Origin of the sequence: Candidatus Nanosynbacter lyticus, assembly GCF_000803625.1 — a bacterium.
Lineage (GTDB): Bacteria > Patescibacteriota > Saccharimonadia > Saccharimonadales > Saccharimonadaceae > Nanosynbacter > Nanosynbacter lyticus.
The window spans coordinates 602,470-616,143 of sequence record NZ_CP007496.1; the positions used below are offsets into that span (position 1 = coordinate 602,470).

The 13,674-nt window shown below is 45.1% G+C and carries 13 protein-coding genes, 1 tRNA gene and 2 pseudogenes; 4 read left to right on the forward strand and 12 right to left on the reverse strand.

What is annotated here, in order from left to right; genetic code table 11:
• Positions 1 to 2: 2 nt before the first annotated feature.
• From TM7x_RS03190 to tilS, 11 genes and pseudogenes are all read right to left on the reverse strand, one after another.
• Positions 3 to 527: a nucleotide exchange factor GrpE gene (locus TM7x_RS03190; RefSeq protein ID WP_052198858.1), complete on the reverse strand. Its 525-nt coding sequence runs from the start codon at positions 525 to 527 to the stop codon at positions 3 to 5.
• Between the two features lie 9 nt (positions 528 to 536).
• On the reverse strand, positions 537 to 1,265 hold the full coding sequence (locus tag TM7x_RS03195; RefSeq protein WP_230478845.1) for a hypothetical protein: 729 nt from the start codon (positions 1,263 to 1,265) through the stop codon (positions 537 to 539).
• A gap of 39 nt (positions 1,266 to 1,304) precedes the next feature.
• Positions 1,305 to 2,672, reverse strand: a complete 1,368-nt coding sequence (locus TM7x_RS03200) for an LssY C-terminal domain-containing protein (RefSeq protein WP_052198859.1) — start codon at positions 2,670 to 2,672, stop codon at positions 1,305 to 1,307.
• Positions 2,669 to 3,379: a guanylate kinase gene (locus TM7x_RS03205; protein WP_052198860.1), complete on the reverse strand. Its 711-nt coding sequence runs from the start codon at positions 3,377 to 3,379 to the stop codon at positions 2,669 to 2,671. The genes TM7x_RS03200 and TM7x_RS03205 overlap by 4 nt, the downstream gene beginning before the upstream one ends.
• 82 nt (positions 3,380 to 3,461) lie before the next feature.
• Positions 3,462 to 4,424: an elongation factor 4 family protein gene (locus TM7x_RS03210; RefSeq protein ID WP_082001353.1), complete on the reverse strand. Its 963-nt coding sequence runs from the start codon at positions 4,422 to 4,424 to the stop codon at positions 3,462 to 3,464.
• Between the two features lie 112 nt (positions 4,425 to 4,536).
• A complete protein-coding gene (locus TM7x_RS03215; RefSeq protein WP_138074100.1) occupies positions 4,537 to 5,007 on the reverse strand; it encodes a hypothetical protein in 471 nt (156 codons plus the stop codon).
• A 75-nt stretch (positions 5,008 to 5,082) separates the two neighbouring features.
• Positions 5,083 to 5,301: pseudogene (locus TM7x_RS03220) on the reverse strand (MazG nucleotide pyrophosphohydrolase domain-containing protein); the annotation flags it as partial.
• Positions 5,302 to 5,440: 139 nt separating this feature from the next.
• Positions 5,441 to 6,349 (reverse strand): annotated as a pseudogene (locus tag TM7x_RS03225) (GTP-binding protein); the annotation flags it as partial.
• A complete protein-coding gene (gene murJ, locus TM7x_RS03230) occupies positions 6,349 to 8,001 on the reverse strand; it encodes a murein biosynthesis integral membrane protein MurJ (protein ID WP_230478846.1) in 1,653 nt (550 codons plus the stop codon). The gene murJ and the pseudogene TM7x_RS03225, both read right to left, overlap by 1 nt.
• Positions 8,002 to 8,007: 6 nt before the next feature.
• Positions 8,008 to 9,864, reverse strand: coding sequence for an ATP-dependent zinc metalloprotease FtsH (gene ftsH, locus TM7x_RS03235; RefSeq protein ID WP_039328250.1), 1,857 nt, complete (start codon positions 9,862 to 9,864; stop codon positions 8,008 to 8,010).
• Positions 9,865 to 9,904: 40 nt separating this feature from the next.
• A complete protein-coding gene (gene tilS, locus TM7x_RS03900) occupies positions 9,905 to 10,741 on the reverse strand; it encodes a tRNA lysidine(34) synthetase TilS (RefSeq protein WP_052198863.1) in 837 nt (278 codons plus the stop codon).
• Between the two features lie 80 nt (positions 10,742 to 10,821).
• On the opposite strand from tilS, the gene TM7x_RS03245 reads away from it, so the two are divergent.
• Positions 10,822 to 10,898: transfer RNA gene (locus TM7x_RS03245), tRNA-Met, on the forward strand.
• Between the two features lie 45 nt (positions 10,899 to 10,943).
• Here the strand turns inward: TM7x_RS03245 and TM7x_RS04145 are convergent.
• Positions 10,944 to 11,108, reverse strand: coding sequence for a hypothetical protein (locus tag TM7x_RS04145; RefSeq protein ID WP_158386500.1), 165 nt, complete (start codon positions 11,106 to 11,108; stop codon positions 10,944 to 10,946).
• A 141-nt stretch (positions 11,109 to 11,249) separates the two neighbouring features.
• Here TM7x_RS04145 and TM7x_RS03250 point away from each other — a divergent pair, with 141 nt between their 5' ends.
• The 3 genes from TM7x_RS03250 to TM7x_RS03260 are packed head-to-tail and all read left to right on the forward strand — an operon-like array spanning position 11,250 to position 13,650.
• Positions 11,250 to 11,987 carry a hypothetical protein gene (locus TM7x_RS03250; protein ID WP_039327784.1) on the forward strand — a complete coding sequence of 246 codons (738 nt, stop codon included), beginning with the start codon at positions 11,250 to 11,252 and terminating at the stop codon, positions 11,985 to 11,987.
• Entirely contained in the window at positions 11,981 to 12,268 is a 288-nt protein-coding gene (locus tag TM7x_RS03255; protein ID WP_039327785.1) for a hypothetical protein, read from the forward strand. The genes TM7x_RS03250 and TM7x_RS03255 overlap by 7 nt, the downstream gene beginning before the upstream one ends.
• A gap of 8 nt (positions 12,269 to 12,276) precedes the next feature.
• Positions 12,277 to 13,650, forward strand: a complete 1,374-nt coding sequence (locus TM7x_RS03260) for a dihydrolipoyl dehydrogenase family protein (RefSeq protein WP_039327786.1) — start codon at positions 12,277 to 12,279, stop codon at positions 13,648 to 13,650.
• The last annotated feature ends 24 nt before the right edge of the window (positions 13,651 to 13,674 follow it).

Below are 13,674 nucleotides of genomic sequence, written 5' to 3' on the forward strand. Positions count from 1 at the left end.
AGTTATTTCTCTGATATGTCAGTATTTTCTTTGACATTCGTATGCGGCAGTTCCAATGACTGACGCGTAACTTTAACCATCGAATCACGAATAACGGAGCCATTCAGCGTATAGCCAGCTCGCAACTCCTCAGCAATCACTTCTTTATCACCTTCTGCCTCTTCGTCAAATTGAACCGCCTGATGTAATTCAGGATTAAACGGCGCACCAGGTTTAGCGTTAATTTTCTCGAGGCCGATTTCTTTGAGCTGTTTGTCGAGCTGCTTACTTAGACCAGCCACACCTTTCGCCCAAGCATTATCTGCTAATTCTTCTGGGACATTGGCAGTCGCCCGCTCAATCGTATCAATCACTGGTAATAGTTTCATCACCGACTTGGCCTGACCCATGTTGTGCGCTGACTGTTTTTCTGCCTCGACACGCTTGCGATAGTTCTCGAAATCCGCTCGCGTCCGCTGCAAATCTAGCGTCAGTTCACCCAATTGCTGCTCTAAATCTTCAGTTTTCTTAGTCTTACTTTTCGTCATTTTTTCCTCCTACAACATTTCCTCCAGCATAGCGCCAGTTCGGCGCACCAGCTCCATCGTTCGACGGTAATTCTGCCGCGTCGGACCAATCACGCCGATGTAACTATTATTACTAAACTGTGAACAAAACCTACTAATAATCAACGTCGCACCGGAACTTTTACCAATCGGGTTTTCGCTGCCGATAAATACATTCAACGGCTCATTTGGCACCGCTTCACGTAGCCACCGCTCGATATTATCAATCAGCCGAGCAATCGCTTGCACGTGTCCGCCCTCGATAAATTCCGGTTGACTAAACAACTGCGTCATACCATTCATATACAAATGTTCACCAAACGACGCAAAGCCGAAATTGCCCGTCAACTCCACCAGACTATCAACCGCACTGCGGATGGCTCGGTCAGACTTATCAACATGCGAGTTAACGTGCGCTTCGATCGCTCTCGCACTGCGATCGATGCCGCTTGGTAATTCTGTCATCTGAGCGTCAGTGATGCCATTGACATACACGCGGTATCCTTTATCCGTGGGAATTCGACCGGCGCTGGTGTGCGGCGCCTCAATAAAACCCATCTCTTCCAGCTTGGCCATTTCGCTACGGATAGTAGCACTGGACACGCCGAATAATTTGGCTAACGTGACGCTACCAACTGGCGCGGCAATTTCCGCATATTGCTCAATAATCGCGACAAGAATCGCCTGTTGACGTTCGGTCATGACCTGATTATAACTCATACTTGGCACTCATACAAGTAGAGTGCTAGAGTTTTAGTCCTATCGTCGCTCCGTAAAATAGCGCGCCGCATCTGAGGAAAACAGCATCATAATCATGATATGTACGCCGATTGAAGTTAGCAATAATACAGCTGAAGCATTAATCCTTCCGGTCGTCACCGACAATGATTCAGTAATAATAGCAAGCATTGCCACCGCCAATAGTGAGATGCGCGCTCGATTACTACCCCGAAGCAGTAGCCCAACCAAGATAAACTCCACGATCACCAATAGAATATTCAAGACGGCCATGATTGATAATGCCGTGTTGGCCAGATTGATGTCGATCTGCTCAATATTCGTAACCACCGCCAAGGTTTCCGTCCAGCTAGAAATATCAACCAAGGTTTGACCGACAGCAAACAGCGACGCCAATATCATCAAAACACTGCCAATCAAAATCTGCGGCGGCCGACGACTCCACAGCTCTTCCAGTAGCGTTTCGTGGTTGCGAGGACAGCGGTCATGAATTGTACCGTCCATAATAATCCCAAAACGCTTCAAGGTGGCAATAGGCTTATCAATCCTGACACGACCAACCTCCAGAATAGGCAAATCACCGTCAGTACGAATCAAATCACCGCTCCCATTACGCGAATGATAGCCTGTCGAAAAATCTTTCAAAACTGTTACACGAATATACTTTTCGCTTTTTTTAACAGATTCGATAATGTAGTCTCTTTCAATATCAATATCTTCGTCAATTTTATGCGTCAACTGAAAGGTAAACAACGACAATCCGACACTTTTATCGTAAGAGCCAGCCGCCAACCAATCCACCCGATGACCACCCGGTAGCAGCCAACCATCTGGACAACGCCAGAATCGCACATGATGACGACGCCTTGGATTGCCATCAACTTCTTGTTGGTAAGCAAAATCTTGTCGCCGCCCAAACAAAAAAGCTGGCGAGACTGGGGCGTTAGGATAACTACGCCCGCTTAATACGGTAAGGACCATCTTCCAAGCAGATCGCGGCGTAATGTCATCGGCCAGCACCCAGCCAGCCGCAGTCATAGCCTTATGCAACTTCTCTTCAGACCCACGCACACTCAGGTTGATAGGGTCGCTTAATATGCCGTCGGCAGTTCGGGTTCTACCAATAAAATAATTTGGCACATACATATTGCTCAATATTCTATGTAGACGTGGCAGCGCCAGATAAGAAACAATTGCCCAAACCACAAAAAATAGACCAACCAGCCACCAGCCGCCCGTCGCCAAGCCCTCCCTAAACACCAGCCAGGCTAACCAAAACGACGCCAAGCCAGCAAAAATGAAAAACGATTGATCTAGCAGTATGGTGATGGTTTTTGATGACTGAGAGCCAATAGCTGCTATTTTCTTTGGGGTTTTTATTGAACTCATATCTTAATTATATCATTGAGAAGACCCCGGGCCGCCAAACGAGCTTCGTCGTCCTGGCGCTTAAAAATATCACCCCGTAAAATAATTTCTTCGGTCACCCGAACAGCCCTATCCAAATCGTCATTGATAATCACGTGGTAATATGGCACCTCTAGCGCATAAGTTAGTTCACTAATCGCCGACTGGCGGCGTTTTGGCCATTCGACTTGAAAATCCTCCTCGGTGGCGTAGCGTTTTTTGAGCCGCTCAATCCAAGTTTGATAATCTGGTGGCACAATAAAAATCGCGATACTCTCTGGAGCTAATCGCTCATATTCTTCCACGCCCTGCACGTCAACGTCAGTAATTGCTACACGATTCTGATCATGTGCTAATTTTAGCTCAGCCACTGACGTGCCATAAACTGTGCCGTGTACAAACTTAGCTTCAATAAATTCATTATTTTGTAGCATTTCCTCAGCTATTTTTTGATCAATAAAATGATAGTCGACGCCGTCCTGCTCGATAGATCCATTATTAACCCGCGGCGGACGCGTGGTGTGCGAAACGATGTCGCGAAATTCCGGCAGCTTTAATAATCGTTTTTTTATCGTATCCTTACCAGCGCCAGAAATTCCCGCCAGCAGCGCAATCTTTGTGTCCCGCACTAACTGGATAGTTGATTCGGCTGGCTGATAATTGGTGATTAAACTTTCAATCTCAGACATAATATTTATTTATGATAACTCATCCAACACCAATTGCCAATCAGGAAATTAACCACCCACCAAATCAATTTCTATATAGGAACTAATCCCTCTTCAACATCACCGTAAACGCTTCACTCGGAATGTCAACCTTGCCGAAGCGTTTCATGCGCTTTTTGCCGCGAGCCTGCTTGGCGAGGAGCTTCTTTTTGCGGCTGACGTCGCCGCCGTACAGATAGCCAGTAACGTCCTTACGGTAAGCACCAATGTTTTCACGGGCAATGAATCTGCCACCAATTGCCGCCTGCAACGCCACTTCAAAACTCTGACGCGGTACCACTTCTTTGAGTTTTTTGACAATCTCGCGGCCCAAGCCTGGCGCCTCCGAGCGATGGCACATCACGCTCAGCGCATCAACCATCTCGCCCGCCACATAAAAATCCACCCGCACCAAATCTTCCGGCTGATAGCCCGCCAGCTCATAATTAAATGAACCATAACCGCTGGTCACCGACTTCAATTGATCATAAAAATCCGTCAGCAAATTGGCCAGCGGTGCCGTAAAGGAAATCAGCGCCCGCTCATCGATGTAACTGAGATTTTTCTGCCGACCACGCTTGGCGACAATCAGCTGAATCACCGCACCGATATAGTCCTGCGGCACCACAATTTCGCCGTCAATCCACGGCTCGCGGACCTCAGTAATTTGTGCTGGGTCAGGTAACTCGCTGGCTGATTTAATATCCAGCTCCTCACCGTTCGTCAAACTAACTTGATAATCAGTACTCGGATTGGTGACAATGAGATCCAAATTATATTCGCGCTCCAGCCGCTCACGAATGATGTCCATATGAAGTAGCCCAAGAAAACCGATCCGCACGCCGTAGCCCAGCACTGGCGAATTTTCCGGCTCAAACTGCAGCGCCGAATCGCTCAGGCTCAACTTTTCAATCGCCTCTTTAAGGTCATTATAATCTTCGTTAGACACCGGGAAAAAGCCCGCATAGACAAAGGGCTTGACTTCTTTGTAGCCAGGGAGGGGCTGGATGACGATATTTTCAGTCATAACTATGTGTTATTATATCAGCTCAGCGTTTTTATATAAACGCACAGTAAATCGCTTCTTGCACGCCTACTTATTCTCGGTAAATTATTCCTTGCGCATACTGCGGACTAATTTATAAATTCTCAAAAATCTTATGAGCTTGATTCTTGCCAATAGTCTGAATCAATTCAGCGTAGCCCATCCACCGACCACGTTTTGTCTTGTCACGACGACAATCCTTCTCGTCAGTGATATCGCCCTTAACTATCGCATCAACATTACGCCAAGCAGTCCAAGGCATGTTATCGCTCAAAAAGCTATAATCTAAATGAACATGATTTTCGTTGACTAGCTTATAATCTGACGATGAAAATCCGCGTGCATACAACTCGCGGAGAATAACGTCTGCCAGCTCGACAAAATTGTCAGCCGTAACGTATAAAAAGTCATCATATTCCTCACCGAGTTCGTATGATCGTCCATTTATAAAAGCACAATACAAATCATCATCGACAACTTTTTCATCCAGCCACACGCGGCGGTCGCGTGTTATCGGAATTACGCGGCATCTAATTTTCTCTGTAAAGTTTTTGAAGTTACTCATAATTGCTAACAACAGATATATCAATACCTATTTCGTGCATTTTATTACATCTGTACCTTTCAATAATAGTATATATTATTTCCACTGCCGCGTCTGGTTGATCTTGTGCTTCTCAAAATATACTTCCGCCAAATTGACGTCAAACCGATTTGCCAATTCCATCAAATAATTCAACACGTCCGCAAACTCCTCGCGCAGATTATCGTGATTGTCAGGCTTTTTCTTGCCCTTAAATCTCGTCTCTTTGCGAATTGCTTTCGCCAACTCGCCAACTTCCTCGGTAAACAATAAGAATACTTCGGTAACAGAATTTTTATACCATCCTTTTTATTTACACGTTTGATCGAGGTGTTTTTGTAATTCAGTTAAGCTGATTATTTGCGAGCTCGTAGCTTTCTCCTTATTGCTAATTTTACTCAAAATATTTCTTCAGCGTCACCGTATCACCCACCCGGGCTTCACGGGTAGTCTTCAAGTTGGTGACGATGTAGCCAATTTCGCCAGTATCGAGCGATAGGTCGGGAATCATGCCGGGGCTGAGATGGCCAACTTCCAATGCTAAGCCATTTGCACCAGTCGCCATCATGTGGATTGATTCACCTTTTTTGATCTGCCCGTCAACCACCCTGACATACAAAATCACCCCGCGGTAATCATCATAATAACTGTCGAAAATCAGTGCCCGGGTCGGATCATCTGGCTGACCAATTGGTGCCGGGATTCGCTCAACAATCGCCTCTAAAACCTGATCAATATTCTGCCCAGTTTTGGCAGAAATATGAATAATTTCGCTTTCATCGCAGCCCAGCAAATTGATCACCTGCTTGGATACTCGCGGCACATCGGCAGCTGGCAAATCAACTTTATTGAGCACCGGGATAATCGTCAAATCCTGCTCCATCGCCAAGTAAACATTCGCCAACGTCTGAGCCTGAATGCCCTGACTGGCATCAACCACCAACACCGCCCCCTCACAGGCCTGCAATGAGCGGCTAACTTCATAACTAAAATCAACGTGGCCAGGCGTATCGATAAGGTTGAGATCGTAATCTCCAGCTGGCGGTAATCCTTCCAATGAATCGATAGCCCTGTCGCTGGCGTTGTCTGCGACATTCGATTGAGAGGAAGCGGTTGCCGCTGGCTGACGGTAATGATATTTCATCCGCACCGGCGCCAATTTAATAGTAATACCTTTCTCACGCTCGAGATCCATCGAATCCAGCAGCTGCGATTTCATCTCGCGCTTCTCCACCGTCCCCGTCATCTCCATCATCCGGTCAGCCAGCGTCGATTTGCCGTGATCAATGTGAGCGATAATGCAAAAATTACGAATATTCTCCATTAGCGCATAGACTCCAATCTTCCAAATAGCATCTTTCTTAAGCGCGTCAAAACCGGATCAATTTCTGACAATTTTAGCCACTTTGACGCGGCGGCGTACACACCAAAGCTAACCATTGAAATAACAACAAACTTCGGAAAAGCACTAAAGAAACTATCATCGTGATAACGAAACGGTAGAACCAGCACGCCGACATAACAAACTACGCCGGTAATAATTCCAGCGATTACCATCCTAAAAATTGCCTGCATAAATATCAGATCAAACATCTTTGGCATTTGACGATTCATCACAACCAATAAAATCACCACCTCTAAAACTGCTACTGTTGATTGCGCCCAAGCCAAACCATACGCACCCATTTTCAAAACCATAGATAGAACAATTGCTAAAATAATGTTCAGAGAAATAGAGAAAATTGAAATATAAAGCGGAGTTTTCGTATCTTGGCGAGCGTAAAATGCTCGCGCGGCCATATGGTAAATAGTTCGGAATAAAATCGCCACCACTAAGCAGCCTAAAATTCCCGCAATCAATTGGTTACCGCCGTTACGAATAAAATGGACAACGTAACCGCGTGTAAAGAAAATCACCACTGCCACCGGTAAGGCCATCCAAAAAATAATCCTCAGCAGAGAGCGTAAGTCCTTTTGAAACAGATCATCACGGCCCTCGCCTAAATGCTCAGTAAGTTTAGGGAAGGCGGCATTAGAAATTGCCACGCCGATGAGATTAATTGGCATCAAATGTAGGGTTAACGCCTGTTGATACGCCCGAACCGTACCGTCCGCCAAACGAGATGCCAAGTTAACTTCGACCAAACTCACCACATAATCCATGCCCTGATCAACCGACCTAGCCGGTAGCAACGATAGGACTTTCCTAAATCCTCTATTGCGCCAATAGATCTTAAAATTATAGTCAAAGCCCAAACCTGCTAGCCCAACCGCACTCACAATCAGCTGTAGGAATGACCCCAACACCACACCAAGCGCCACACCCATAATTCCACCATCAAATATCTGCCAACCGAATAAATTGATACCATTAGTGAACCATACCGTACCAATGATAATTCCGACATTATAAATCATTGGCGCTAGGGCACAGAACATAAATCGCCCAACCGCTTGCTGGATACTGGCAATCACCGAGGCAATAGCAAAAATAAACGGATTCACCGCAATCACCCGCATCATGCTCACCGCCAAAGCGTGGCCCGACTCACTCAGACCTGGCGCAATTAGATATTTCATCAATGGATCAGCAAAAATAATAATCAACACCGACGCGACCATCGTTACTAGCGCCATAAAATTGATCATACTAGAGCTAATCTGCCACGCCGACTGCTTATTTCCCTTAACCCAGCGCTCATTAAAAACTGGGATAAAAGTCACGCTGAGGGCGCCAGACACCAACACAGCGAACATAAAATCTGGCACCATAAACGCCGCCGTGTAGGCGTCTAATCCGACAGGATAGCCAGCCAGCGCGCCGTTTTCGCTTGGCATATAGGCAGAGTTAAGCAATCGATCGCGGAAGAATCCCAGCAAGCTCGACAACAACGTCGAGCCAGCCAAAATGGTTGCAGCTAACTTGACTGTCAGCCGCTGATTAATTTTATCGACAGTTCTCCGGACGCGCCCCATAACAATTTACGCGTGTAATTTGGCTTCCTTTGGCAGCTTTGTTCCCTGGAGAATTTCATCGACTGCCGCCTCTTCTAGAGTTTCATATTTAAGAAGTGCATCCTTAAGATCCTCAAGTGACTTACGATTTGCAACCAATACCACTTCTGCGCGACGCGCCGCCTCTTTGATTAGTGTCTCAACCTCTTGGTCGATTAACTCAGCAACCGCGTCTGAGTACGGCCGCTCACGAGTCATTTTATCAAACATTAGCCCACCGTTATCTTCGTGGAAAACTTGGTCGCGAAGTTTTTGACCCATACCTTGCTCAATCACCATATCACGAGCAATTTCAGTAGCTTTCCTTAGGTCTGAACCAGCACCCGTAGTAATGCCATCATCGCCATAGATCAGTTTCTCGGCAATTCGACCGCCCATCGCCCGAGCCAAAATATCCTTAAACTCGTAAACGTTCGTGTAGATCTTATCTTCCGGCGGCAAGAACCAAGTCACACCGCCCGTACTGCCGCGCGGAATAATTGTTACCTTATGAACTGGATCAGAATCTGGCAGAACATGACCGACAATGGCGTGGCCCGCCTCATGGTAAGCTGTCAATTCTTTCTCGTGTTCATTCATCACCTTAGCTTTACGCTCTGGACCGATGGCTACTCGCTCAAACGCTTCAGTCAATTCACCGTTAGAGATCTTCTTTTTATTCCGCCTTGCTGCAATGATTGCTGCCTCATTAGCTATATTAGCGAGATCCGCACCAGACGAGCCAGCTGTCTTGGCCGCCAATTTATCAAGATCAACAGTGTCGTCAACTGGTTTTTTCTTAAAATGAACCTTTAAAATTGCTTCACGATCTTTACGCTCCGGCAATGTAATTGTCACTCGCCTATCAAATCGACCCGGTCGCAATAAAGCAGGGTCCAAAACGTCAGCGCGGTTAGTTGCCGCTAGAACAATGACATTTGTTTCACCATCAAAACCGTCCATTTCCACCAAAATCTGGTTCAAGGTCTGTTCACGCTCATCATGGCCACCACCCATACCAGAGCCACGCTTACGCCCCACCGCGTCAATTTCATCAATGAAAATAATACACGGCGCATTTTTCTTTGCTTTAGAGAATAAATCTCGCACTCGCGAAGCACCAACGCCAACAAACATCTCCACAAACTCTGATCCGGAGATTGAGAAGAACGGCACACCAGCCTCACCCGCTACAGCGCGCGCCAACATGGTTTTACCAGTACCTGGATTACCGACCAGCAAGACGCCCTTCGGAATCTTAGCCCCCAAATCCTTATACTTCTTTGGGTGTTTTAAGAAATCGACAACTTCTTGCAAGTCCTGCTTGGCATTATCATTGCCAGCAATATCTGAGAATAAGACTTTTTCTTTATCTTGCCCGTACAGACGAGCCTTACTCTTACCAAAACCCATAGCCTGATTATTTTGGCCTTGCGCCTGACGCATCATAAACATAAAGAAGACGACAATAATCAACACTGGCGCCACTATCACCGCCAAGTTCCACACTACCTCACCGGTTGTTGATGGTGGAATAACTTTAACCTCTACCTTAGCATCCTTATTTAAGCCCTGCTCATAAATGCTACCAGATTCCTTAACTGATCGCTCGGTAGGCTTAGGCTGGTCTTTAACGGTGACCTTAATGTCATTGCCCTGAATTTCTAATTGAGCAATCTTACCTTCGTTCGCCCGACGAACCACATCTGATAAAGCTACGTCCTTAAGGTTAGACACAGGGAAGAGTGTTGCATAAAAAATCAACGCTACAAAAATTATAATTGCCCAAAACAGTCCAAATTTTACAATCTGATTTATTCCGTTCTTGCCGTTTCTTTGAGGCATCTTAACAGCCATTCTCAACTAATCCTTTCGCCTATACTAATCAAACTCTGTCTATTATAACATCTCTCATTGTCAATTTCATCATAATACCACCACCAATTTGCCAACACGAACCAGGTTTTCCGGTTTTTATGGCAATGAGCGTTCGCTCCAACTGAGAACCCAGTAACGAAACGTCGTAATGTCGTAAAATATAATAGTATATTAATTCTTGTGCGACATTACCGTCAATCATAGTCAAAAAATATCGACTATTTACAGCCTCATCAAACCACTCTAGCTCCTGCTCAATCTCTATCCTCAATTTTCTCTGCTGTCGCCAAACCTCATACACGCCAGCCTTTTGATACTCATCAAGTTCACAATTTATCCGACGCCTAAATCTATTCCTTTGATATGCATCGCTTTGATTTGTTTCATCTTCACACCATTCCAACTTTTGGCGGATTGCATATTCATAAATTCTCTGCTTCGTCCATCCACTCATTGGCCTAGCAATCTCACTATCACTCATACCAGCCAGTCCACGCCACCTGGAACCACGAGTTAAATTCATGGCCACAGTCTCAATAATATCTTCTCGATGATGCGCCGTCACTATCATCCCATCAAAATCTGCCGCCACGCCACGCAAAAATTCATAACGCCTTTGTCGCGCCAATTCTTCGCTAGCGCCAGAACCCAACTTCTCGCGCCTACAAACAAATTGAATCTTATATTTGTCAGCTAAAGCCTCAACAAACCTAGCATCACTTGCCGAATCCTCACGAATACCATGATCAAAATGAGCGACCACCAGATCTTTTTCTGTCCGCGACATTAAATCCAGTAATACTACCGAATCAATCCCACCACTGACTGCGACAATATATCTCACCCATCTATTATCTCACAAAATACTTATACCCAAAACGTATTTGGCAAAATCTGTACTATCTGTTACAATCAATGAGTCGTGGCACCGTAGCTCAGCTGGTTAGAGCGCAGGACTCATAAGCCTGAGGTCGGTGGTTCGGGTCCACCCGGTGCTACCAGAGATTATTTATTTTCCTCGTCAACTGGCGAGGAATTTTATATGACTAGATTAACTCTAATTCATCAGATTGAACACCATCTAGGGCAGCCAGCTGTCGCGACACAAAACTATCCAGCTCCCACGAATTGCGCTGTCGATCCCAAGTTGCCAATTCCTTTTTTCGAGTTACCTCTAAAAATTCAGACAATTCGCTGATATTTATTTCCATGATATTTTTCCTTTTTGTGTTAATTATTTAACTGTCCTTATATTATCATAAATTTGACAAAAAAGCAATACCTTTTTAGCCTATTATTTACCTTTTTATTCCGCTTGTGCTACACTAGTGGGGAAGGATTTATACACAAACATGACCCCCGTAACAATCTCATCACTAGCCATCATATTTTTTGCGGCAATTATCCACGCCAGCTTTCAACTAAGCGTCAGTGTATTGACACTGCTAAGCGGTCATTCAATTGGCAAAAAAACTGCTCAACAAAAAATCTTTCGCATGAGTAATAGTTTTGTGATTGGCGTATTGACCACCACTCTACTACTGATTAGCTCCGTTTCTTACTTTTTGTCTCTGTTAGTCCATCATGTCACCAGCGCCGAGCAGCTCGTTGCTGCAATTGTTTCCGGAATGATGTTTGGATTAGGCATCGCCATCTGGGCATTTTATTATCGCCGCCAGCCTGGCACCTCATTATGGATTCCGCGCGGCTTTGCTGATTATCTAAATAAACGCACCAAAAAGACTAAAAACTCTTTTGAAAGTTTTGCCCTAGGCCTAACCAGTGTCATTGCAGAAATTATCTTCATCATTGCGCCAGTGATTGCTGCTAGCCTAGCCATAATCACCTTACCAAACCCATTACTACAAGTTGCCGGCGTCGTTACTTATATCATCATATCAATACTACCCCTTTTAATTATCATTGTGCTAGTCGGCGGTGGTCACAATATTTCTAGTCTGCAAAAATGGCGAGAAAATCATAAACGATTTATACAATTTGCAAGCGGTGGAAGCTTACTTATCTTAGCCGCCTTTATGTTTGTTGATCGCGTTATTGGCGTAATCAGCTACGGAGGTAGCCTATGGTAAGATCCGAGCAAATTTATGTTACAAAACAAGGGAAGCGACAGTCAGAAGAATTTAGCCCAGATAAGCTACATAATTCTATATTTGCTACCTGCCTGAGCGTTCGCACGCCAGAAGGACAGGCCCAGGACATTGCAAAAACCGTCACTTTAGGTGTTATGAATTGGTGTGAAACTCGCCCGGAAATAACTTCTGCCGACATTCGACGACAAGCTCAGCGTATTATGAAAGACCTACATCCCGACGCGGCTTATTTATATAAGAATTATAAAACTATAATTTAGGAGATTTAATGTCACAAAAACCGACATTTGACTATGACTATATCGTAATTGGTAGCGGCGCTGGCGGTTCGCCAGCAGCCAGTATATTGGCTAGTACTGGCAAAAAAGTTGCTATTGTAGAAAAATCAACATTTGGCGGGGAATCACCAAATTGGGGAGACGTACCGACCGGATTTATGTCCTACACCATCAACACTTATCAGATTGCCAAAAATGCTGCTAAGTTTGGGTTACGCACTAACTCCGTTGGCTATAACTACCCCTCCCTGCTCTCCTGGAAAGACGTCGTCACCAGAAGAACTGGCGCCGGCGGAAACCGTCGCTACTATGAGAAACAAGGCATTAGCGTGTTTGCAGGAAACGCCCACTTCTTAAGTCCAAACGAAATTGCCGTAAATCGCAGACACTTATCGGCCCGCAAATTCCTTATTGCCACTGGCTCTGATTGGCAAATTCCAAAAATTCCTGGATTAGAAAACACCACATACTACACCCCAAAAACTATCTTCAATCTAAAGCGACTACCGAAGACCATATTTGTTATAGGGTCGAGCACTACAGCCCTGGAGCTGGCTCATATATTCTCAGTTTTAGGCGCTAAAGTCTATATAACAGAAGAGTCATCGCGAATCTTGCCGAATTTTGACGAGGAAGTTAGCAACCTCCTAACTAACGACGCAAAGAAAAACCGTAATATATCCGTCCTGACCTACACCAAAGTTATTTCAACCCAAAAATCTTCAATACAAAAACGCATTACTTTCCTACAGGGTCAAGTTGAAAAATCAGTACGTGTTGATGAGATTTTAATTGCCGACCAACAAATACCTATGACAGACTTGGGATTAGAAAATGCTGGCGTAAAATACACAAGAAAAGGTGTTTCTGTCGACTCTTCCCTACGAACCTCTGCGCGACATATTTTTGCTGCCGGAAGTGCCGTGGATGTTACCGTTCAAACACATGAAGTTTTAAGCCAAAGCCGTATAGCTGCTCATAATTTGCTGCATAATAACAAGCTAAAGACAGACAGCTCACCACGCTTACAAGTAGCTTTTACACAACCGGAGATTACCCAAGTAGGTATGAATGAAAATGATTGCCGAAAGAAAGGCGTAAAAGTTAAAATGGCAATTGTCCCGCTGACAGCCACTGTACGCAGCAATATTACCGACCAGCGAACAGGATTTGTGAAGTTAATTATTAATCAAAGACGAGTAATTATTGGGGCAACAATCGTCGGACCGCACGCCAGCGACATAATAGCTGAACTCTCTCTAGCAATTAGACATAAAATCACTAGCGATGAACTGGCTTCCACACCGCACTGTTTCACTTCCTGGTCAGAAGCTGTACGAATTGCCGCCGGAAAACTTCTCTAATTACCCCTGATGCGCTATAATAAG

Excerpts from the sequence above, each read along its gene's own strand:
- TM7x_RS03190 (WP_052198858.1), bottom strand. The coding sequence starts at position 527 with ATGACGAAAAGTAAGACTAAGAAAACTGAAGATTTAGAGCAGCAATTG.
- TM7x_RS03195 (WP_230478845.1), bottom strand. The coding sequence starts at position 1,265 with ATGAGTTATAATCAGGTCATGACCGAACGTCAACAGGCGATTCTTGTC.
- TM7x_RS03200 (WP_052198859.1), bottom strand. The coding sequence starts at position 2,672 with ATGAGTTCAATAAAAACCCCAAAGAAAATAGCAGCTATTGGCTCTCAG.
- TM7x_RS03205 (WP_052198860.1), bottom strand. The coding sequence starts at position 3,379 with ATGTCTGAGATTGAAAGTTTAATCACCAATTATCAGCCAGCCGAATCA.
- TM7x_RS03210 (WP_082001353.1), bottom strand. The coding sequence starts at position 4,424 with ATGACTGAAAATATCGTCATCCAGCCCCTCCCTGGCTACAAAGAAGTC.
- TM7x_RS03215 (WP_138074100.1), bottom strand. The coding sequence starts at position 5,007 with ATGAGTAACTTCAAAAACTTTACAGAGAAAATTAGATGCCGCGTAATT.
- murJ (WP_230478846.1), bottom strand. The coding sequence starts at position 8,001 with ATGGGGCGCGTCCGGAGAACTGTCGATAAAATTAATCAGCGGCTGACA.
- ftsH (WP_039328250.1), bottom strand. The coding sequence starts at position 9,864 with ATGCCTCAAAGAAACGGCAAGAACGGAATAAATCAGATTGTAAAATTT.
- TM7x_RS04145 (WP_158386500.1), bottom strand. The coding sequence starts at position 11,108 with ATGGAAATAAATATCAGCGAATTGTCTGAATTTTTAGAGGTAACTCGA.
- TM7x_RS03250 (WP_039327784.1), top strand. The coding sequence starts at position 11,250 with ATGACCCCCGTAACAATCTCATCACTAGCCATCATATTTTTTGCGGCA.
- TM7x_RS03255 (WP_039327785.1), top strand. The coding sequence starts at position 11,981 with ATGGTAAGATCCGAGCAAATTTATGTTACAAAACAAGGGAAGCGACAG.
- TM7x_RS03260 (WP_039327786.1), top strand. The coding sequence starts at position 12,277 with ATGTCACAAAAACCGACATTTGACTATGACTATATCGTAATTGGTAGC.